The sequence below is a fragment of the Vibrio cidicii genome, assembly GCF_009665415.1.
GTDB classification, from domain to species: domain Bacteria; phylum Pseudomonadota; class Gammaproteobacteria; order Enterobacterales; family Vibrionaceae; genus Vibrio; species Vibrio cidicii.
This window is the reverse complement of the sequence record NZ_CP035922.1, coordinates 413,561-434,705: the sequence shown is the minus strand read 5'-3', so window position 1 is coordinate 434,705 and position 21,145 is coordinate 413,561. Positions and strand designations below refer to the sequence as shown.

At 47.3% G+C, this 21,145-nt stretch carries 18 protein-coding genes; 8 read left to right on the top strand and 10 right to left on the bottom strand.

What is annotated here, in order from left to right; all coding sequences use genetic code 11:
* The first annotated feature begins 233 nt into the window (after positions 1–233).
* Complete coding sequence (locus tag EWA64_RS17480) at positions 234–1,976, top strand: hypothetical protein (protein ID WP_061893285.1); 1,743 nt, start codon at positions 234–236, stop codon at positions 1,974–1,976.
* 103 nt (positions 1,977–2,079) lie between these two features.
* Here EWA64_RS17480 and EWA64_RS17475 read toward each other — a convergent pair whose 3' ends face one another.
* From EWA64_RS17475 to rlmC, 4 genes are all read right to left on the bottom strand, one after another.
* Positions 2,080–2,289 carry a hypothetical protein gene (locus EWA64_RS17475; protein WP_039427058.1) on the bottom strand — a complete coding sequence of 70 codons (210 nt, stop codon included), beginning with the start codon at positions 2,287–2,289 and terminating at the stop codon, positions 2,080–2,082.
* Between the two features lie 205 nt (positions 2,290–2,494).
* The gene (locus EWA64_RS17470) at positions 2,495–6,163 is read right to left on the bottom strand and encodes a hypothetical protein (RefSeq protein WP_061893284.1); all 3,669 of its coding nucleotides are present in this window, start codon (positions 6,161–6,163) and stop codon (positions 2,495–2,497) included.
* A gap of 177 nt (positions 6,164–6,340) precedes the next feature.
* Positions 6,341–7,138 carry a helix-turn-helix transcriptional regulator gene (locus EWA64_RS17465; protein WP_244881406.1) on the bottom strand — a complete coding sequence of 266 codons (798 nt, stop codon included), beginning with the start codon at positions 7,136–7,138 and terminating at the stop codon, positions 6,341–6,343.
* 394 nt (positions 7,139–7,532) lie between these two features.
* Positions 7,533–8,663, bottom strand: coding sequence for a 23S rRNA (uracil(747)-C(5))-methyltransferase RlmC (gene rlmC / locus EWA64_RS17460; RefSeq protein WP_061893283.1), 1,131 nt, complete (start codon positions 8,661–8,663; stop codon positions 7,533–7,535).
* Between the two features lie 164 nt (positions 8,664–8,827).
* On the opposite strand from rlmC, the gene nfsA reads away from it, so the two are divergent.
* On the top strand, positions 8,828–9,550 hold the full coding sequence (gene nfsA, locus EWA64_RS17455) for an oxygen-insensitive NADPH nitroreductase (RefSeq protein ID WP_061893282.1): 723 nt from the start codon (positions 8,828–8,830) through the stop codon (positions 9,548–9,550).
* A gap of 106 nt (positions 9,551–9,656) precedes the next feature.
* Here nfsA and EWA64_RS17450 read toward each other — a convergent pair whose 3' ends face one another.
* The gene (locus EWA64_RS17450) at positions 9,657–10,253 is read right to left on the bottom strand and encodes a TetR/AcrR family transcriptional regulator (RefSeq protein WP_061893281.1); all 597 of its coding nucleotides are present in this window, start codon (positions 10,251–10,253) and stop codon (positions 9,657–9,659) included.
* 205 nt (positions 10,254–10,458) lie between these two features.
* Between EWA64_RS17450 and EWA64_RS17445 the strand changes: the two genes are divergently transcribed.
* From EWA64_RS17445 to EWA64_RS17430, 4 genes are all read left to right on the top strand, one after another.
* Positions 10,459–11,307, top strand: a complete 849-nt coding sequence (locus EWA64_RS17445) for a hypothetical protein (protein WP_061893280.1) — start codon at positions 10,459–10,461, stop codon at positions 11,305–11,307.
* Between the two features lie 3 nt (positions 11,308–11,310).
* A complete protein-coding gene (locus EWA64_RS17440) occupies positions 11,311–12,426 on the top strand; it encodes a BamA/TamA family outer membrane protein (RefSeq protein WP_061893279.1) in 1,116 nt (371 codons plus the stop codon).
* A 9-nt stretch (positions 12,427–12,435) separates the two neighbouring features.
* A complete protein-coding gene (locus tag EWA64_RS17435) occupies positions 12,436–13,524 on the top strand; it encodes a DUF4056 domain-containing protein (protein WP_425315128.1) in 1,089 nt (362 codons plus the stop codon).
* Between the two features lie 299 nt (positions 13,525–13,823).
* Positions 13,824–15,128: a dicarboxylate/amino acid:cation symporter gene (locus EWA64_RS17430; RefSeq protein ID WP_061893277.1), complete on the top strand. Its 1,305-nt coding sequence runs from the start codon at positions 13,824–13,826 to the stop codon at positions 15,126–15,128.
* A 50-nt stretch (positions 15,129–15,178) separates the two neighbouring features.
* Here the strand turns inward: EWA64_RS17430 and EWA64_RS17425 are convergent, their stop codons facing one another.
* The 3 genes from EWA64_RS17425 to EWA64_RS17415 form a co-directional block, all read right to left on the bottom strand.
* Entirely contained in the window at positions 15,179–15,460 is a 282-nt protein-coding gene (locus EWA64_RS17425) for a hypothetical protein (protein WP_061893276.1), read from the bottom strand.
* Between the two features lie 62 nt (positions 15,461–15,522).
* Positions 15,523–16,182 (bottom strand): hypothetical protein, encoded by a 660-nt coding sequence (locus tag EWA64_RS17420; RefSeq protein WP_061893275.1) that lies wholly within the window; start codon positions 16,180–16,182, stop codon positions 15,523–15,525.
* A 261-nt stretch (positions 16,183–16,443) separates the two neighbouring features.
* A complete protein-coding gene (locus tag EWA64_RS17415; RefSeq protein WP_061893274.1) occupies positions 16,444–17,352 on the bottom strand; it encodes a LysR family transcriptional regulator in 909 nt (302 codons plus the stop codon).
* Positions 17,353–17,439: 87 nt separating this feature from the next.
* Here EWA64_RS17415 and EWA64_RS17410 point away from each other — a divergent pair, with 87 nt between their 5' ends.
* Positions 17,440–18,345 carry a DMT family transporter gene (locus EWA64_RS17410; RefSeq protein WP_061893273.1) on the top strand — a complete coding sequence of 302 codons (906 nt, stop codon included), beginning with the start codon at positions 17,440–17,442 and terminating at the stop codon, positions 18,343–18,345.
* A gap of 125 nt (positions 18,346–18,470) precedes the next feature.
* Here EWA64_RS17410 and EWA64_RS17405 read toward each other — a convergent pair whose 3' ends face one another.
* Positions 18,471–18,995, bottom strand: coding sequence for a cysteine hydrolase family protein (locus EWA64_RS17405; RefSeq protein ID WP_061893272.1), 525 nt, complete (start codon positions 18,993–18,995; stop codon positions 18,471–18,473).
* Between the two features lie 120 nt (positions 18,996–19,115).
* Here EWA64_RS17405 and EWA64_RS17400 point away from each other — a divergent pair, with 120 nt between their 5' ends.
* Entirely contained in the window at positions 19,116–20,030 is a 915-nt protein-coding gene (locus EWA64_RS17400) for a GlxA family transcriptional regulator (protein ID WP_061893271.1), read from the top strand.
* Between the two features lie 46 nt (positions 20,031–20,076).
* Here the strand turns inward: EWA64_RS17400 and EWA64_RS17395 are convergent, their stop codons facing one another.
* Positions 20,077–21,120: a methionine synthase gene (locus EWA64_RS17395; protein WP_061893270.1), complete on the bottom strand. Its 1,044-nt coding sequence runs from the start codon at positions 21,118–21,120 to the stop codon at positions 20,077–20,079.
* Between the last annotated feature and the right edge of the window lie 25 nt (positions 21,121–21,145).

Below are 21,145 nucleotides of genomic sequence, written 5' to 3'. Positions count from 1 at the left end.
TTTCGTACCCAATAAAATTCGCTGCAAAATTGAAACACATAACAAATCTTTATAAATAACTGATTGATAAAGAAAGCTATTTATATATGATACAGGCGTCATTCTTTAGCATAGTGCGGCTTAGCTTTGTCGCATAACATGCGGCATGATGTGCACTTTTTACTACTTTGTCTTCTTCTTTTCGAATCACACAACATCAGTGGAAGAAGCTTCTATAAACAACGGAGTTGGCTGTGAAAAAACTATTACTTGCTTCAGCGGTATCGGCTGCAGCGATTGGCGCTTATGTTTACCAAAGCGGCGTTCTGACCCAAGAAACCAATGATTTACTCTCTTTAGTTCCAGCAGAATCGGCCATTGTTTCGATGCAAACCGAAGCGTTTGACCACTATGCTTATCTAAAATCGGCCAGCTTCGGTCAACAGCAACTGGCCGATGAGTTTGATGGCGACCTCACCCCAGAGCAACATTTTCTCATTGCTTTATTTGATGGTTATGCGCAAAGCGCCTCTTCCCCTGAAGCGCTTAAAAAGTACCTTGGCACAGCAGAGAAAATTAACCCCTTATTTTACACCATAGGTTTAATCCCTGTGTACAAGCTCACGCTGCAAGATCCAACGGCATTTTGGCACACCATCGACCAAAAAGAGCAGGAAACAGGCGCGACACACAAAGCAGAAAAATTGGGGAACGTCGATTTTCGTCGATATACCGTTGCTGACAAACAAGAGTTTGGCATCGGTCTCGATTTGATTATCGCCACTGAAGGCAAGGTGCTGACCATTACGCTCGATAGTCCTGAACTGGGCAACGAAAGCCCGCTGAAAATGGCACTGGGTCAAGAGAAACCAATGCGCTCCTTAGCTGACACGGAGATACTCAGTGCACTTCAGGCCAAATATGGCAAAGAGAACAACAGCTACGCGTACTTTGACCATCAAGCGTTGATCAAAGGGTTGACCACAAAAGAGGGCAATCGCATCGCTAAGCAACTGAATGTCATCAAACAGCCTCAAGATGAAGAAATATTTTCCTTGCTACAAACGCCTGCATGTCAGCAAGAGCTCGCCACGATCGGCAGCAACTGGCCACGTACCGTCGCGACGGGTCAGTTTAAGTACCAAGAAGGAAAAGCAGTTCTAAATGGCGACGTGATCGTCGAGAGCAACAACAAGACCATTTTGAATGCATTGAACACCATTCGTGGTTTCTTACCGAGCCTCAAAACCGAAGATGCCAGCATCTTCAGTTTAGGTTTTGGTCTGGAAATGGCGAAACTGGCTCCTGCTGTGGGAGAGATCTGGCAAGATCTACGCACACCAACATACTCTTGTGAACTACTGAGTAAATTCCAAAACGGGCTCGGTACACAAAATCCAGCAGCGATGATGAGCATGGCGTCAGGCATGGTCAATGGCCTAAAAGGGGTGAGCTTTAGTCTATACGACTTCAAGCCAAACTTTGAAGGTGAATATGGCCCGACGCTCGATAAACTGGATTTCATTCTCAGTATGTCGGCCAGCGATCCGAAGATGCTACTTCAAAGCGCGCAAATGTTTATCCCTGAGCTTGCAGGCGTTGACATTCCTGCCAACGATCAACCTGTGGACCTCAGTGAACTGCTGCAAGATCAAACAGGGTTAGAGAATCCGCTGTTTGCACGTCTTAACGATAAACACTTCACGCTGTATTCCGGTGAAAAAGCGACCTCGGCCAGTGGTGAGATTATGCCGCAAGCACTTAATGCCAATGGCTTAGTGAAATTTTTCATGGATTCACCTCGCTTTTTAGAGCTGATTGATCTCGGTATGCAAATGAGCGGCGAAGAACTGCCTCAAGAGGTGGTAGACGCTTTTTATAGCGAATCCGCCACCACGGTGACGCTGGATGTGAATCAACACGGTCTGGTCTTCGGTTATGGTTACCACAATGATCTCAACGAGATGAAAGTGGCCAACGAGCAAGCGAGCCAATAATCTCTACAGGATACTTTTTGCTGGGCACGAAAGTGCCCATTTTTTATTGTCTTGCAAAAGAAAAGCGACCTAAATCGGTCGCTCACAGTTTGGCTTATTTTCCCTATTTCATCGGCGCTCCATCTGCCGGGTTGATGTCGGCAGCATGGTCCGAATCGTCAAATCGATACAAGGATGCTTGTCTGTTGTGGATCAACTGAGCCGCAAGAGAAGGACTCACTGCACGGTGTTCGCCTCTCTCAACTCTGAATTCTCCATCCCAAAAGTTATCTCTAAAGCGTCCTGACTCGAGGAACTCAACAACAACCTTCATCGCTTTCTCCTTTCTACCGCACTGGGTTAATTATAGATATGTCAATATAAGAAGTGATAATGCGAAGGTGTTATAAGCAAAGGAGGTATTACAACCAAAATCCAGTTTTCATGGCGCGATGTATTGAGCCAGAGAGACAATAAAAAATGGGCTGAAGAAACAGCCCATTCGACGCTCTTAGTGATTATCGTCTAAACACAAAGAGTTAGCGGAAACCATCAAAACGATAAACTTGATCGAGGATTTCGCCTTCTCCCGCGTTCACATCGCTCCACTCCGTACTGTGCCAAAAGCTTTTTAAGGACAGATCGGTGGCGTCTGAATTGATCAGTTCGCTGATTTCGTAGGAACCGACATAATCAGCGTGTGTGACGTCAATCCTCAACTGACCATTTTCTATCGCCCAGTTAAACGGAAACTCTCCATCTTCAGCATCGACAAACGCCCCAGTGCCCTGCGGATTAAAGTAAAGCCATTCGTCGGCGGTAAACACACGTTGCTGATCGATGTACTCGTAATAGCCCACCGCCCAATAAGCGCTTTTGCCGCTATCGGTGCCAGCCATGAGTTCGGCAGTCAGTACGCTTCCGTCCCCCATTTGTGATTTACATTGCGCCACTGCGGCTTGATAAGCTTCAAAGCTTTCGTAGTAAACGGGTTTATCATTGGGCTCATCCCAAGGGGTATTGCCCGTATCACAGCTCACCGCGGGATCGAGCTGTGGCGCATATTTCATGTAGTCGACAGCGACGATTTCGGAAAGTCTCTCACTTTCTTCTTCCGTAACCACTTTGTTCCATTGGAAGTACCCTTTGAGGTAGTAGCCCGTTTTATGCTCGCCAGTGAGAGCAAACATATCCACATCGTCATCCAGTGGGAACCGAATAGTCACGATCCCTTTTTCATTGATTGTCCAGGTGAGATCCTTGAGATAATTGCCGTTTTCAAGCATCACCCCTGCCCCCTCTTCATAGAAGAGGTAACTTTCATGCACGCGGTCTTCGGCATCATAGTAGTGCCATTGCATTGTCACTAACTGCTCTGGGGTCAGCGGTAGGTACAAACACGTCTCTAAGGCTTGATAGAAATCCGCTTCAGTCGGTGAACCCGCTGGGCGATTATTTTGTTCATCCCAACCCGTGTCACCATATGTGCAGAGTGATTGCTGTGCTTGCAGCACTTTCAAACGCTGCTGCGCTTTTTCACGGCTAGCAAAGTACTCATCGCCTCGTTCAGTCATAAACGAAATGCCGCTACTGTCCGCTTGTGCATTCTGCATAAAGATCGCTCGAGGAATGATCTCCTGCCACTGTTGTGGCTGTTCAACTTTGCCTTTCAGTAAATAAATACCGTTCACCACATCGAACACATCAAACGCATTGGCCAATCCACCTGGAGTAAAGGTGATCGCTTGCATGACATAACCCGATGCGTCATAGAAAGGATCATCGGTGACCAAATACCACACGCGCGGATCACCATTGTCGTGGTAACGGAATGATGGTGTAAACGCAGGTTTGGCATAGAGATTCAAATTCGGAATCATCTCTGACGTAATTTGGTCAACCGGCACGCCTTGCTCTAGCAAGCTATCCACTTCAGCGATCAAGTCGATATTGCGATCAAACCACTGGGTATAGCTGTAACCCATCCAGATGTCGTCATACAAATTGAACACCGTGTATTGATGACCAAAGACATTCGCGGACGCGGTAAAATCGTACCCTTCCAGTGCAATATGATGCCAAGTTTCGTAAGCGCGTTTCTCCGTGGCAGATATTGTGCGCTCATGAAGTGAGAACTCACTGAATTTCTCACCATCGGGCTTCTCTGACGACGTGCGTTTTATGGCATCCGAATCGGCAAGCAAGTAGCGCGAGCCAGACACTTTCGTACTGCTGTCTGCCAACAACTCAGTGGTTCTTTCCACCCAATACGCGGTGCGATTTTCCCATTTTTGGTTGTTGTAGTTATAGTCAGCATACTCTTCGTAGCTGTTGTCTGTCGGGCTCGACCAAATAGGCTGATGCTCCGTTAAGCGATAGGTGTTTTCGCTGTCAGCAACGAAAAGGCGGTATTGGTTTGTCGAGCCATTAGCTTGCCAATCCCGGTGTTCTTCCAGCCAAACAGGGATCTGTTCGCGACGTTTTTCTACGCCACGGTAGGCATAATCTTTCACGTGGGTCGCGTCATCATCGATCTTGAAGCCATTGACGGCAAATTGATCCAACTGCGTCGTCACGCTAGCCAGTTCACCATCCGTTCCCTGAGTGACGGTCACATATTGAATGGTGTCGATACCCAGTAACGTTTGTGGATGTTGTCGGCTGGTAAAATTCACGCCATCGAACGTGCGTCCTCCGCCATTGTCAGCCCCTTCCAAAGCGGCATCCGCTTCATCAATGTATTTCCAATACTGCTCACCCTGCGCGGTTTTCTTCCCGATATCCAAAGACTGGCCAACAAACAAAATCTCGCCGTCTAAGTTGAAATCATATCGCCATTCGCTAATGCGGCTAAAGCTGCCATCTTTTTGCGTCTGTTCAATACTATGTTCTTCGCCCAGTAAATCCCCCTCTACGGTACGGAAAGTCCTTTCAACTTCGGTGGTGACCAAGCCACTGTTAAAGGTTTCGACGCTTGTGTGATAGGTCACGTCAAGCACTCTGGCTTCTTTACCGAGGTGGGTCACCGTTGGCCAACGATAGCTTAGCTCTGTGCTTTGGTCTTGGGTTGATTTGTCCGCATTGTCGGGATAGGCATCCACGAGGCTATCCACACCATCGTTATCGTGGTCGCCCGCTTGCGTGTTGTCGTTCGGGAACTCATCCACCACACTGTCATAACCATCTTGGTCATGATCCCCCGCCAATTTCGGATCGGTTGGATATTGATCCACCAAGCTATCAAAGCCATCCTTGTCTGGGTCACCCGCTTGCGTGTTGTCGTTCGGGAAGAGGTCATCGACATCCTTCACCCCATCGTTGTCATCGTCAGGGTCGGCGTTATCTCCCAGCTCATCACCGTCAAAATTGCGATATTCGGTAGCATCGTCTGGGTATTCATCAAACAAATCAGGAACACCATCACCATCATCGTCCATGTTGCCGTCGTTGTCGGCATCATAATTAAACTCAGGCTTCTTATCGGCCAGATCTTCTGCAGACGTATCTTCGATGCTCTGCTTAATGTCCTTGTTGACCTGTTCCGCAGTATGCGCCATTTTTTGGCTAGCATCTGGGTCATCCATCGTGGTTTGATATTGCTCTGGGGTTTCAGCTAGCACGACGCCTGCTGTCACCAAGCTGCGCGCCGCAAATGCCGCTTGTTGATGCTCTTCATCCAGGAAGTCACCCAACACTTGTTCACCCGTTAAACCTAACTGCTTGGCAATGCGCTCAACCGATTGTTGCTGCTGAGCGGCGATGAGTATGGGGTCCGTTTCGCCTTGCAGGCGATTCACCATATCAACATGAACAAGGGTAGAAAGTGGCGTGATGGCCGCTTCACCAGCGGGGGCAGACATGGTGTATCCCGCGGTGATGGGCTCTACATTTCCGCCTTCTGTATCGATGGTTTCACCGGCTATCGCTTGCACGATAACGGGAAAACGTTGGTAATTAGCAACGTTGCTGACGTCCAATTGCGCGACGCCCTGTTGATTTGAGTAGGCGATGGGCTCACCTTCATCGTGAACCCAGTTAGGGGTGGTGTCCAGCCACACTTTAGCATTGTGAAGATAGCCATCAATAGCAGTGACACTATAGGTTTCAGGTACCGTAGGTGTGCTGCTGTCTGATGAGTCACTACCACATCCAACCAAACTGATCATCCCCGCCACGCTTAGTGCAATGACGATTTTATTGGCTCTCATGATTCCCTCCGAATTCCTTTTTATTTTCTTCTCACATCGCAATGTTGCGCAGTTACGCAACGGTTATACGCAGCTTAAAAAGGGAACTCAGTCACTTCATCACCCATGTGGGTGACACAGAACGAACAATTGAGCGGGGTTTGATTTGCATCAATATAATTAATAATAAGGATTTATCTATACAACGAAAGAATAAGAACCGATGCGGTAATAGCGCGAGATCAGTTGATTTTGATGACGGCACCCTGTCTTGTGCAAAATCCGTTTAATCTGAGTACGAACCGTCTCTTTCGATACAGAGCGATGGCGGGCAATTTCGCTGCCGTCCATCCCTTGAACCAGAAATTCCAGCACTTCCAATTCGGCATCCGTGAGTACATCACCATTATGCACGATCGAACGAATAGGGCTGAGCTGAACAAGTCGTTTTACCATGGTTTGCTGAGCGATCCAGCAGTTGCCCCATGAGATCAAAAACTGCCACAACCTCTTGAGATGATCACGCTGCTTCGACTGTAATGCGCTGAAACTATGACAACTCAACATCAAGTAGTGGTGCTCAACCAGTCGAAACAAACCGCAATAGGAATGATGAAGTTTCATGGTTGGGATCAGCACTTCACGAAAGACGGGGTTGCAGATCTGTTTCACTGGCAGCATCTCTTGCATATAAAGATACTGGCCAATCAATTCCTTACGCAGGTAATACTGTAAGAATGAATCGTGATGCTGATTTTGCTGATAAATGTCCAACTGTTGGCTCGAAAATCCGAAATCAAACTGCAACCGTGGCACCTGATAAGGGTCCAAAATCATGAACACCACATTCTCAATACCAGCCTGGGCCAGTTCGCGTAAGACGATCTCTTCAAGCTCAATGGGTGAAATATTAACGTGATTAAAATCGAGTAAGGTCGAAAAATCTGATTTCATCATTTGCCCCGCACGGTTGCTGTCTGTCTGGCCATACTGCAAGTGAACACCTTGATAGTTTCACCTCAGATATTAGTTGAACAAATACTCAAACAAAGTGCTTGAAAGCGAAGCAATGATCTGACGCACGTTTGTCGCGATATTGACTGCCAAAAATGAGGACTATGAGTGAAAATGGAGCCAAAGACGGTCTGATGTTGACTTCCTAAAGCCAGTGAACAAAATTGAGCGAGAAGCCATGAAAATACCCCCTGTAGCGGCATCGTTTGGCGCCTTAGTTGAAGACGTTCAGCTCGGTGCCATCAACTTGCACCTCATCACTTTGCAGTGACCGATGATGGCGACCAGCCACGTCGCTTGCACCGCGTTACCATTACCGGTGATGCACCACGAGCAACGCAACTTAAGTCAGCTGAAATCAGCTAAGACTAAGCGCTTATTGGCGCACCAACAGCATCATCACTTCAGCGTGATCAGTATGCGGGAACATATCAAACCACTGAGCACGCTCGACTCGGTAGCTAGGCAGATGCGCTAGGTCTTGCTGCATCGTCACTGGGTTGCAGCTGGAGTAAATCAAATAGTGCGGCGCAAGTTGCTCCAACTGTGCAGTCAGCGCTTGGCCCAAGCCGCGGCGTGGAGGGTTAACCAAAATAAGATCCGCGGCTTGCGTTTGTGCTTGAGAATACGCCGCCGAATCCAACGCAGAGAAACTCAAATTATCAATGCCGAGTTGTTGAGCCGAAAGCTTCGCGCTATTGATCGCTTCCTCTTCAATTTCAATGCCAATCACTTGCTCTGCGTGCGGTGCGCAGTGAAGCGCAAAGCCACCAACGCCGCAGAAGAGATCCCACATTTGGCGTGGTTTGAGCTCGGCTACCCAATCGCGCGCAGTGGCGTAAAGCCGGGCCGCCACATGCGGATTGGTTTGGAAAAAGCTTTTTGGTCTCACCACCATTGGCACACCGTTAAATTCTTCCAACAAATATTGCGCATCAGTGAGAAAGATCTCTTGCTCCCCTTCCAAGCGAGCCATGTGGATCGGTTGGATGTTGGCGGTAACCACGCGAATCGCCGGAAAGTCTTGCTGTAAGCGAGGCAAGTTGTCTCGAATGCGTGGCAGCGCATTTTCGCTACGCAGCACGAAACGCAACATGAACTCGCCACGTTTTTGGCTTTGCGTGAGCAAAATAAACTTCAGTTCGCCTTTTTTCTTTACTTTGTTGTAAGGCGGAATACCGGCGATACGGATCCAGTTCTGCAAATAGCTCAACAGCTCACGCATTACGTCCTGATAAAGTGGACAAGTGGTGAGAGACACCGGCGAGCCATCTTGCACGCTCTCGATACCCAAAATCGGCTGATGTGCAGCGCCCAAAGCAACCATTTTCGCTTTGTTGCGGCATTGGGTGGGTTGGCTTTGCTCGGGCGCAAGCCACGCCGAAGTCGACACCTGAGGAAAAAGCTGGCGCAAATGGGCATCTTTCATTTCGATTTGAGCCAGATAAGGCATCTCGATGTAAGTGCAGGAAGTGCAGCGCTTCTGATGGAAAAATTCACACGGCATGGCAATTGAGAACTGGGAAAAAGAAAACGCAAGTCTAGTCCTCTGTTAACAATTGGCGAATCGGATAATTTGTCATTACGATTAATATGACTAATCATTGAGAGTTCGACATTTTGATGCAGAGCGGATAAAGTCTGTTCACATTTTCTGCTAAGGATTGAGCTATGAACGCTGTTATTGACACTCTGCTTTCCCACCGTTCTATTCGAAAATTTACCGACCAAGCGATAACGCCAGAACAACTCGACACCATCATTCAATCGGGACTAGCCGCCTCTTCTTCCAGTTTGCTACAAGTGGTCTCAATCATTCGCATTACCGATCCAGCCAAACGTCAGCAGCTTGCCGAGTTCGCGGGGCCACAACACTATGTCGAAACGGCTGCCGAATTCCTCGTGTTTTGCATTGATTATCAACGCCACGCCACCCTCAACTCAGAAGTACAAGCGGGCTTTACCGAGCTGACATTGATTGGCGCGGTGGATGCCGGCATCATGGCGCAAAACTGCTTATTGGCCGCAGAGTCGATGGGATTAGGTGGCGTTTACATCGGTGGGCTGAGAAACAAAGCCGCAGAGGTGGATGCGCTTCTCGAACTGCCTCCATTTAGTGCCGTCTTGTTTGGTATGTGCTTAGGGCATCCGGACCAAGCCCCTGAGCTCAAACCAAGGTTGCCCGCGGAGGTGATTCTCCACGAGAACCACTATCAGCCGCTCGATCTCAATAAAGTGGCGCAATACGATCAAACCATGCTCGACTACTATGGCAAGCGTTCATCAAACCAAAAACAGGCCAGTTGGTCTGAACAAGTCACAGGTAAGCTGGCCGGGGAATCTCGCCCACACATCTTGCCCTACCTACACAGCAAAGGCTTGGCGACTAAATAGCGATTATCAAACATCGACAACGTGACAAAAGCAGAGTCTAGTTTCGCTCTGCTTTTACCGTTTATCCTAACAGCGTCTGTTCTTCGAGGATGAATAGCCCTTCGAGTTAACAGCCATACGCACAAAGAAAGATACGCACCATTTCATTGATGTGCGCCTGTTGATCTTGCTCGTTGGGTTGCGCAAGGTTTGCCACCAATTGCGGCCATAGAAATTGACCGTGGAACAGATTTAACAAGGTAGTCAACATGGTTTGGCTATCACCATGACAAAGCCTTCCTTCTTCGATGGCGACGTCTAACCAACGTTTCAGTTCAAGATCTTTACCTCCCATCAAGGCTAGGTATCGCTGTGCCAGCTCGGGCTCTCGAATGAATTCACCCACGATCATACGCACCACTGGCAAGCCAATATCACGATACAGCCCTGCCATTTTGCTAGTGAGATAGGTTTTTAACTGGCTCTCTAAATCAACGTCAGATTGATAAACAAACGACAGGCGCGAAGTTTGTTGCTCAACCATCGAGTTGATGGCTGCTGTAAACAGCAGCTCTTTACTCTCAAAATGTCGATAAAGCGTTCTCTTCGATGTAGCGGCTTTTTCGCACACGCGATCCATATTTGCCGCGTTAAAACCGTACGCCGTAAACTCGTCTTTAGCAGCCTCAATAAGCGCTAACCGCTTTTGTTCAGTGACTTTCATACACACCCTCTTTAGTTGCTACCTAGTATAGAACAAAAATAGCAAAAGTATACTTTCAAGTTTACTTACTTAAAAATCCGTGTATGATCACAGAAAAATGGCGATCAACGGATGACACACCATTGACTGGCACCTGACAGCAGGTGATGTACAACAATGGCGTAACTGGCTTAGCCCGTTCTGCTCAATCGACGATGTCCAATAAATGAAAAAAGCCTTTCTGATCTCTTTATTATCAGCGAGCTATGCCTTACCGGCTGTCGCAGACTCCATTTCTCTGCCTATCTGGAAAGAAGACGCAGAAGCGCTTGGTTACACCTTGCCAAAACCGATCGGCTTTAACTTGAGTTACATGACGATGGAACAAGGCATCAATGTCGATTCCATCGTTCTGCAAGGATTGAACTTCAACTATCTCGATATCGGTTTGGAGGCAGAACCCGGACGCCAATACACCGAAGTGCTGACTCTACGTGCTGATGTTTGGCTGTTTCCCTTTTTAAACCTCTATGGCTTAGTCGGCAAACTCGATGGCTATTCAACAACCGATGTTACGTTAACGGCTGGCTTCAATCCCAATCGCCCATTCATCAGTCATAAAATTCAAGACTTTCGCTTAGATCTTGATGGTTATACGACGGGACTTGGTTTTGTACTGGTCGGCGGCTATGAAAACTGGTTTGCGTTGGTGGACGCGAGCTTCACACAAAGCCGTTTGACCGTTGTCGACGGCACCATTGACGCCATTGTGGTGTCACCTCGTATCGGCTACGACTTTAATCGTCACGATGTGCCACTGCGTTTGTGGGCAGGCGCTATGTATCAAGATGTGGAACAGACCTTAAAAGGCTCTTTGTCGGATCTAGGTTTACCCTCATCTTTGACTTCTAAGCTGCCATCCGATGCTCGTTTTGAAGTGCAACAGCATCTACAAACACCGTGGAACCCCATTGTTGGCATGCAGTACCAAATTAACGAAAGCTGGTACTTACTGGGTGAGTTCGGTTTTGGGGAACGCCAAAGTCTGTTTTTCTCTATCGATCGGAGGTTTTAAGCCGTGAATCAATTCGCTTGGCTCTCGTTGCTCTGCCTCACCAGTTTTGGGGCGTTAGCAGAGAGTGAAAACCGCTGGCTTGATAACCTATTGGATAAACTCGGCGCCAGTGAGACGGTTGATCACACTAAGCTGATCGATTGGGGGGTGTTGCCCGGGCCTTTCGTCAATCCGGAACAAGGGCTGGGCATTGGTATCGCCGCCGTTGGGCTCTACACACCCACGGGTTGGCAAACCTCGGACCCTTATTCGACCGTCACCGTTACCTCTTATGCCTCAACATCCGGTTCCTACGGATTAGGGGTGGATAATCGTACCTATTTGGCTGGCGATTCTGTGCGCCTGCTGCTGGACGGGTGGATCAGCCACACTCCCGGTTACTACTGGGGTAGCGGAAAGCAAGCGGCTGAGGAGGAACAGAATAAAACTCAGTATGACGCCAAGCGGCTGCAGCTCAATCCCAAAATAGCGCTGGAAGTGTTGCCCGATCTCTATCTCAAGGGAGGCTGGCATTGGCAATCTTATCAAAGCGTCAAAAGCAAAGATGACACACGCGTGTCAAATGAACTAGAAAATGGTAACAGCAGCGGCCTGTTACTGGGTATCGAGTACGATAGCCGTGACTTCGAACCCAACCCACAACAAGGCAGTTACTGGAATGTAGAGTGGAGTGATTACCGGCAGCAGTATGGTAGCAACAACGATTATCAACAATGGCTGGTGAACGTGCGACATTACATCCGCGTTTCAGCGCAAACCATTGTCGCGATGGAGCTGTATAGCCAATCGTTTAGCGGTGATGTGCCTTGGTACGACCAAGCCCTGTTGGGAGATGATCAACGTATGCGTGGCTATTACCAAGGGCAGTATCGCGACAAAAACCAACTGTCTACCCAAGTTGAGCTGCGCCACAGTTTCAATGCGAGACATGGCATGGTCGCGTGGTTGGGAACAGGCGCTATCGCACCAACGTACCGAAGTTTGGAAGAACAATCTTGGCTGCCGACAGTCGGTGTCGGCTACCGTTTCGCTTTCAAAGCCCGCATTAACGTCCGTATTGATATGGGCTTGGGTAAGGAAAGTAGCGGCTTTTATTTTCAGGTCAATGAAGCGTTTTAGAGAATCATGATGAAATTTAACAAAGCTATCCTTTTACTTCTGGCGGGCTTAGTTCACAGCGCATTTGCAGAAACCGAACCACCCGTCGGTGTGCGCCCTTGTTGCGCTTTTGGTTACGATTTAAAAGCACAACTGGGTGGCATCCCAGTGCCTTTTTTCTCCGTTGACAATGTGGTGGATGCAGACCAAATCGGCCAGCATCACTATAACGATGGTTCACAATCCGTCTCCGGCAATCTTCTCGGTTTCGGTGATGAACAAAATGGCCTCATTTTCACCCAAGAAGGCGGATTTATCGACACCGCGCACGTGCGTGACACCGCGGATTTCACCTTCTTTCTTTACCAACAAAATCGAGCGCGCTTGGGTCAAACCAGTCAGATCGACCTGACTCAAGAGCTGCGTACGCGGCAAATTATTTGGCAGGCTCAAAACAGCGAGTTGTCTGCCAGCGAACAAGCCAGACGCAGTGCGCAAGCCGCAGCGTTGGTCGCTTTTCAATTGGCGCAATGGCATGAGATCGCACAGTGGTTTGGATTAGTATCGGTGGGCGGGTTTGACGAGTTGGCCTCGGCTTACTCACCTGAAGATCTCTATTCCAACATGCTGGGCGCCAAACTGGCAAAAGCGATCTTGCTGGCGGATCCAACAATCAATAGAAAAGATTTCTCAACCCAACTTGATAGTGCGCTGCAAGCCGCATTAACAGAGCTCAAAGCCGAGAACAAATCGGTCACTAAGCAAAAAATCGAAGCCCTCGATGGCATTTGGTGGGACAGCTCACGCCGCCTGCCTGACAAGTGGTTACTGCTAAAACGCGACTATCAGTTTAGCTATACCTTGCAGCCCAACTACCCTGGCGCAACGCATCGTTTATCCCTTGATGAATATTTCGATGATGGCAGTCGAATCAACGACTGGGTCTCATTGCAACTTGTGGCCAGTGACAACGAAACCGCCTTTGCAGGTTTACCAGACTCGCTCGCTTCCCTGCCCGTTTGGCAGCATGAACAATTAGCTCAACTCACGAAGTTTGCGTATCAGCACGACGAGCGTGCGCACCCTCAGCAAGTATCGCCACAGGTTGGAGAAGAGTAACCACTGCATAACTTGCGCTTGTTTATGCAAAATCAAGAGGCATATGCATAGCGATTATCATCTGGTAAGAATGAACAGGTTTGTTTATCTATCGATAAAAAAGATAAACAACCTAATTCAACAGATAAATATTCTAGCTTACTTTGTTATAACCTTGTGAATATTCCAAAAATTCAGGTGATATAGATCACATCCATTAATCCAATTCATCAATTTACTTTTTTATTTTTAGTGGATACTGCTACCCTGCTGCTCCCCTTGAACTGAACTCAAGGTGCATAACTATAAGGAGTGTTCATATGAATACCAAGAAACCGATGTCGCTAACCGGCCGTGTAATTCTTGGCATGGTTGCGGGTATCTTGACAGGATTCGCGATTCGCGCGCTATTTGCTGACAATGGATTTGTTGACGCATACATCGTAAATGGACTTTTTGAAGTCGGCGGTAAAATCTTTATTGCCAGCTTAAAAATGCTTGTTGTACCACTGATTTTTGTTTCGCTTGTTTGTGGTACCAGCTCACTCAAAGATATCTCGACCCTAGGTCGTATGGGTGGTAAAACCCTGGCGTTTTACATCACCACCACCGCCGTTGCTATCACGCTCGCTCTGACCATGGGCACGGTATTCCAACCTGGAGCAGGTGCAGATCTCACCGCAGCAAGCTCGTTCAAATCGGCAGAGGCACCGTCATTGGGTCAAGTGATCATCGATATGTTCCCGACCAACCCAATCAGTGCGATGGCCGAAGGCAAAACGCTTCAAGTGATCGTCTTCGCCCTGTTGTTTGGTATTGCCATCAGTGCAGCCGGTAAACCGGGTGAGCGCATTGCGGCGATCTTCTCTGATCTTAACGAAGTGATCATGAAGTTGGTTGCGCTACTGATGAACCTAGCCCCTTACGGCGTGTTCTTCTTGATGGCGAAACTGTTTACTGGCCTAGGTTTGGGCGCAATCATTAACCTAGGTGAATACTTCCTAGTGTTGACGGCGACACTGCTCATCCACGGTTTGGTCACTTACAGCTTGATGCTCAAAGGCTTCACTGGCCTGAGTCCATTGACTTTCTTGAAGAAAATGGAAGATGCCATCATGTTTGCCTTTTCAACCGCCTCGTCTAACGCGACCATTCCAGCGACGATGGAAACGGTTAAAAACCGCCTAGGCGTAGACAACAAAATCGCCTCGTTTACGGTTCCGTTGGGCGCAACCGTCAACATGGATGGAACAGCCATCATGCAAGGTGTGGCGACCGCGTTTATCGCTCAAGCATTCAACATCGACCTTAGTATGGGTGACTATGTGATGGTGATTCTCACTGCAACATTGGCATCTATCGGTACCGCTGGTGTTCCGGGTGTTGGTCTGGTCATGCTGGCGATGGTACTCAACCAAGTGGGTCTACCACTGGAAGGTATCGCGCTGATCATGGGTGTCGACCGTCTACTGGATATGATCCGCACCGCTGTCAACATCACCGGTGATGCGTGTGTGTCAGTGATTGTCGCGAAATCGGAAGGTGCGCTGGATATCGAACGTTTTGCCGATCCCAAAGCGGGTGAGAAAGAAGAAGAAGTGCATTTAAAACGCGCCGACGCATAATTTCTCTCTTTGTATCAAAACCTCTGCGCTAGCAGAGGTTTTTGTCAAATCTAATACTCAAGTGCACTCTTGAGACTTTTAATTAAAGGGGCTGCACACTCAACAAATTCACTGATATCAAATTTTTGGGAATCGTCTGTCCCACCAGTCACAGAAAAATCTCCTGAAACAATCGTTTGACTAGAAATTCTATCAACATCAAGAATTATCTCTACTCTATACTCTTGGCCTTCAGGTAAAAGTTCGGTGCATTGCTCCAGAGTGGTCGAAGAGACTCCGAAGCTAACAAACTGAAAAAAGGAAAACACTATAAATATTTTTCGCGATATCATATTACATTTCCGTACTTATTATATATTTTCAAAAACCAAAAGTAATAACCAAATATAATGTACTAAAAATTAAGAGTAATATTGGCAAATGCTTGTCCTATTCCATTCCACTTCAAACTACCAAATTCACTTTCTATCTTATGATTAATAAGCCAATTGTATCTAAAACCAGCTTGTAAATGAGCCGAACCAAGAATGAAAGCACTACCTACTTTAAAACCAAACATTCCACCATCTAATTTAACTACGTCACTTGCATCACCAAATTTAAATTCAGTTTCACTCTTTCCATAACCTACATTGACACCAACAAATGGCTCACCAAGGGAGATAGTCATCAGACTTGTAAAAGAACTGACTGGAGCTCTAAAATAATAATCGGCATGAATGTTGTGTGTTTGCATTTCAAATGCGTCAATACCACTCGATTTAGAGCCTGACCACGCTGATGTTACTCCTGAAAAAGTATCGTACCCATAGTATAATCTTAACTGTTCTTGGTAAAAACTCTGCCCTATGAGCAAGCCCATACCATACAGTAAGCCACCACGACTTTTATCTCCGCTATCCGGGGCAGATTCCTCTCCTCCGGAAACTCCCATACCACCCGAAACACCAATGATAACTTTTGCGTGAGAGCTATTAATGGATCCTAGCAATAAAAAACATGTAGCTAATAGTGCCTTAAACATCAATTCCACCATAATTAAAATAATAAACATGAGAAATTTATCATTAATTAGGTTTTTTAATTAAAAATTAAAATAAAAAAATGAACACGTATTGTTTTACAAAGTTAATTTAACATTAATAAATCATAAAAAAATATAAAAAATATAAAAAATATAAAAAATATAAAAACACCGCATTTTAAAAGGTAATGGTTATATAAACCAAGAAAAAAATGACATTAAAGATAAATTAATTCCAATAGTATAAATATTAAATTGATAGGAACTGAATTCACCTTACATATATAATTTTTATGATATTCGGCTCTGTAAGTATTCAACAAAAATTTTTATCTGCTGAGGAACATATTTAGACTGCGCGTATTGCGCCAAAATCTGCCCTTGGTAATTGCCGCCAAGGTGCCAGTCACTGAGTAACTCGGTCAATGCTCCCGACTCAATATAAGGACGAATCGCAAACTCAGGAAACAGCGAAATGCCAAATCCTCTCAGCACCGCTTCACGGCGAATTTCACTGTGATTCACCGTCAGTGATCCTCGTACATTCACCGACACTTTTTGTTCTGCTTGATAAAAATCCCACACCCTATCCCGCGGGTTTTCTCCCAAACACAAACAGTTGTGGCCCACTAAATCATCTGGATGATTCGGCGTGCCTTGCTGCTGCAAATACTCTGGGCTTGCACACAGCACCAAGCGGCAGCGACCTAAGCTACGAGCCACTAACCCTTCGGTGGGTTTGTCAGTGATTTGGATGATCACGTCCACCTCATCGCCTATCGGGTCGATATAGTGATCGGCGACTTTCAACTGCAATGACACTTGGGGATAATCTTCGATAAAGTCCAACAGCACAGGGGCTAGAACTTGGCGCGACAGAGCCTTCGGCGCGGCAACACGCAACATGCCTGAAACTTGCTCTTTCTCGCTGTGCGCCGCTGACACTGCCAGTTTAGCGGCAATCATCATATCGCTACTGAGTAGGTAGACCTGCTGACCACTGGTCGTCAAACGCATTTGCCGCGTGGTACGCTCAAGTAACTTCTCTTGCAATGCGTTTTCCAAACGTGTCACCGAACGACTAATCGACGAAGGGGCCACACCCAGTTTTTGCGCCGCCGCAGAAAAACCGCCCGCTTCAACCACACAGGTAAAGACAGCCAATTCAGACAACAACGGGATCAATCTATTTGTGTCCATTACGCAATTATCCTTTGCATCAGCGATGTATTGTTTCACATAAGTTACTTATAGATACTGAACAGGTCAATCTATCAGGAGAAAACCATGACCAGTACCACGAGTTCACTGTCTAGACCATCGACCAAACTTCCTCTTACCGAAGGCCTGCTACTGCTGGTCGCGCTGTTTTGGGGCACCAGTTATGGGTTGACCAAAAGTGCACTTGTTTTTACTAGCGTACTGCAGTTTATCGCGATTCGCTTCTCAGTGACTTTTCTCTGTTTACTCCCCTTCGCAGTACGAGATTCCCGCCGCGGACTAAATCAAGATTGGCTGACCGCCTTGCCAACAGGACTCATTCTTGCGGCCATTTTTCTTTGTGAAGTCCTTGGCGTATCACAAACCTCAGCCTCTAACGCGGCCTTTTTGATCAGTTTGAGCGTCATTATGACCGCCTTTGCCGAACTCGCCATCAACAGAAAGCGCATTAGTTCGGTTCTGCTCGGGTTGACCTTGTGTAGTGTTGTGGGGGTGCTGTTGCTAACCAGTAATAGAGAGCTTAACCTCGCGTTAAACACCGGTGACTACTTGATCCTCGCCGCGGCTTTTCTGCGCGCCTTGATGGTAACCAGCACCAAACGCTTCACCGAAGGCAAGCAGATCACCACCACCACACTTACCGCATTACAATCCTTTGTCGTTGCAAGTTGTGCCATGATTACAACCATTATTTATCTGCCAGCTTCGGCAATAACGCTGCCGAGCGAATTAGAATTCTGGCTCACCCTCGGCTATCTAGTGCTGTTTTGTACGCTGTTTGCCTTTTTTGTACAAAACTACGCGGTGCGCAGAACTTCTCCCACTCGCGTCGCCCTTTTAATGGGGAGTGAACCGCTGTTTGGCGCTCTCTTCGCCATAGTGTGGTTGCAAGAATCTCTCACCGCGCTGCAATTTATCGGTGGCGGATTGATTTTCCTGAGTGTGCTAACAACGTCGATGCGGAGAAACTAATAGTTGGCTTTTGTTTAAAGAAGCAGCTGTAAAGTAAAAAGCGAGTGGCTACTCGCTTTTTAAATGGTCACAGGTTAATGCTCATCTGATAACAAAATGCAGCAACAGACGACTTTGAGCAGCAATTATGCAGACAACACTTGCTCCATCGTCACCAGTGGTACGCGCAGCGCAATCGCGTTGAGCGCGATGTTGTGGATCATCTCGTCCACTGTGGTGCAACAATCCACCATAATGGCAACGTTGTATTTCTCCGCCGCTTTCGATATAGCAGTGTGGGTGACGCAGTTTTGCGTCATCATTCCGCAAAGCAAAAGCTCGCTAATACCTTGCTTTTGTAGTAGTTCATCTAAATTCGTTTGTTCGAAACTGTCTGCAAAGCGTTTAATTACCACTGCTGCTTCTGGCGCGGCGGCGAGGATTTCAGCATGAATATCAACTCCTTGCGTACCTTGATTAAAAAACGGCGCGATCCCTTTCTCCGGGTCAGCAATATGCTGAACATGGATCACCTCTATGTTTAGTGCTTTGGCCCTTGCTATCGCTGTTTTCACCTGACTTAACGTCTGCTCAGTGTTCCAAAGTGGGTACTTTCCGTGAGGAAAATAGTCATTCTGTAGGTCGATGACAAGCAATGCTTTCTTGGTCATTAGCGTCTCCAAATGATGCGTTATTGCAATGAGATACACATTGTCGTCGATTCTTCGCCCTTGCATCAGTGTCTTTAATGACATAAAAAGGGTTAGAAACGACAATTCTCTGATAGCAAAATGAAACAAATTACCATCGCCATCTGCCACTATCCGCACGCTTTAAAATCCGCCATTTATGGCTTGCAAGAGCTGTTTGTTATGGCTAACCGAATTTGCGACCAATCGGGGATTGAAGTCGAGTTTCTCCCTGTCATTGTGGATGGAGCCACTCAGCAACCAAGTCGTTTTAATGTCGTCCTGCTACCACCAAGCGCACAAAGTGATTTCTATCTCAACCCGGAAACAACACTGATTGATTGGCTCAAAGCACAGCATCGCCAAGGAGCAATACTAGCATCAGCTTGTGCAGGCTCCTTCGTGCTGGCAGCAACCCAAATTTTGGCCGGCAGAACGGTGACCACGCACTGGGGGCTGTCGGATCTCTTCCAATTGAAATACCCTGATATTCCTTTAGATATCAAACAAATATTGATCGACCATGGTGATGTAATAACCGCTGGTGGCATGATGTCTTGGCTGGATCTCGGTTTTGAGATCGTGACCAAATACACTTCCGTGACAGTGATGCGCCAGCTTGGAAAACAGTTGGTGGTTGACACTGCGCTAAGAGAACAGCGCTATTATCAGCAGTTCACTCCATCTCTCCTGCATGGTGATCAGGTTATCGTGGCGATTCAGCAGATGATGAATCTGGAATACGGCCAACCTTTGAGCATTCAAGCCATCGCCGCGCAGTTTCACCTCACCGAGCGAACCATGCAAAGGCGGTTTCTTAAGGCGACAGGTTACAATCCAACCCCCTATTTGCAGCGCCTGAGAATACAAAAAGCGTGCGATCTGCTGGAAAGCTCACAACTCGCGTTTGAGGTCATTGCTCGGCAAGTCGGCTACGAAGACACCAGTGCATGCCGCAAGGTGTTTATCAAAAACATGGGCCTCACACCAAAGGCGTTCCGTCACCGATTTATGTAGTGAAAGCGGCTTAAAGCCGCTTTTGAGTGGGAAATGTTGTTGTCAACTACAAGCAAGGATGATCTTTCAGTAGCTCTTGTCGCACAATGTCAGCACCGGCGCGTAATGCATTGAGCTTGCCTCTGGCAACCTCGCGAGACAAAGGTGCCATGCCGCAGTTAGTACATGGGTACAGTTTGTCAGCATCGACAAACTGTAATGCTTGACGTAGCGTCTGCGCGACCTCTTCAGCACTTTCAATCGTATCGGTTGCCACATCGATCGCGCCAACCATCACTTTTTTCCCGCGCACCAGTTCAAGCAATTCAAGCGGCACGCGCGAGTTGTGGCATTCGAGTGAAATGATGTCGATGTTCGATTTCTGCAACTTAGGAAAAACCGCTTCATACTGTCGCCACTCTGTACCTAGCGTCTTTTTCCAGTCGGTATTGGCTTTGATTCCATAGCCATAGCAAATATGCACAGCCGTTTCGCATTTCAGCCCTTCAATCGCCCGCTCTAAACAGGCAATTCCCCAATCGTTAACCTCATCAAAAAACACATTAAATGCTGGTTCATCAAACTGGATAATGTCCACCCCTGCCGCTTCTAACTCTTTCGCTTCTTGATTAAGGATTTTGGCAAACTCCCAAGCCAGTTTTTCCCGGCTTTGATAGTGGTCATCATACAGCGTATCGATCATGGTCATCGGGCCAGGCAAAGCCCATTTAATCGGCTGGGTGGTTTGCTGGCGTAAGAACTTCGCATCTTCAACAAACACTGGTTTGAGGCGTGCCACAGGGCCGACGACTGTCGGTACGCTGGCATCATAGCGATTGCGGATCCTCACCGTTTTGCGATTCGCAAAATCAACGCCACTCAGGTGCTCAATGAAGGTTGTTACAAAATGCTGTCGAGTTTGCTCGCCGTCGCTAACGATATCGATTCCAGCGTGTTGCTGCTCTTGCAATGCAATGCGCAGCGCATCCTGCTTGCCATTGGCGAGTTCTTCTCCTTGCAGTTTCCATGGAGACCATAATTTTTCCGGTTCTGCTAGCCAAGAAGGTTTCGGCAAACTGCCCGCTGTTGACGTTGGTAATAATGTTTTCATATCAAAGGCCACTTATATTTTGTTA

Excerpts from the sequence above, each read along its gene's own strand:
- EWA64_RS17430 (WP_061893277.1), top strand. The coding sequence starts at position 13,824 with ATGAATACCAAGAAACCGATGTCGCTAACCGGCCGTGTAATTCTTGGC.
- EWA64_RS17450 (WP_061893281.1), bottom strand. The coding sequence starts at position 10,253 with ATGAAAGTCACTGAACAAAAGCGGTTAGCGCTTATTGAGGCTGCTAAA.
- EWA64_RS17475 (WP_039427058.1), bottom strand. The coding sequence starts at position 2,289 with ATGAAGGTTGTTGTTGAGTTCCTCGAGTCAGGACGCTTTAGAGATAAC.
- EWA64_RS17425 (WP_061893276.1), bottom strand. The coding sequence starts at position 15,460 with ATGATATCGCGAAAAATATTTATAGTGTTTTCCTTTTTTCAGTTTGTT.
- EWA64_RS17435 (WP_425315128.1), top strand. The coding sequence starts at position 12,436 with ATGAAATTTAACAAAGCTATCCTTTTACTTCTGGCGGGCTTAGTTCAC.
- EWA64_RS17400 (WP_061893271.1), top strand. The coding sequence starts at position 19,116 with ATGAAACAAATTACCATCGCCATCTGCCACTATCCGCACGCTTTAAAA.
- EWA64_RS17410 (WP_061893273.1), top strand. The coding sequence starts at position 17,440 with ATGACCAGTACCACGAGTTCACTGTCTAGACCATCGACCAAACTTCCT.
- EWA64_RS17420 (WP_061893275.1), bottom strand. The coding sequence starts at position 16,182 with ATGTTTATTATTTTAATTATGGTGGAATTGATGTTTAAGGCACTATTA.
- rlmC (WP_061893283.1), bottom strand. The coding sequence starts at position 8,663 with ATGCCGTGTGAATTTTTCCATCAGAAGCGCTGCACTTCCTGCACTTAC.
- EWA64_RS17395 (WP_061893270.1), bottom strand. The coding sequence starts at position 21,120 with ATGAAAACATTATTACCAACGTCAACAGCGGGCAGTTTGCCGAAACCT.
- EWA64_RS17405 (WP_061893272.1), bottom strand. The coding sequence starts at position 18,995 with ATGACCAAGAAAGCATTGCTTGTCATCGACCTACAGAATGACTATTTT.
- EWA64_RS17415 (WP_061893274.1), bottom strand. The coding sequence starts at position 17,352 with ATGGACACAAATAGATTGATCCCGTTGTTGTCTGAATTGGCTGTCTTT.
- nfsA (WP_061893282.1), top strand. The coding sequence starts at position 8,828 with ATGAACGCTGTTATTGACACTCTGCTTTCCCACCGTTCTATTCGAAAA.
- EWA64_RS17470 (WP_061893284.1), bottom strand. The coding sequence starts at position 6,163 with ATGAGAGCCAATAAAATCGTCATTGCACTAAGCGTGGCGGGGATGATC.
- EWA64_RS17445 (WP_061893280.1), top strand. The coding sequence starts at position 10,459 with ATGAAAAAAGCCTTTCTGATCTCTTTATTATCAGCGAGCTATGCCTTA.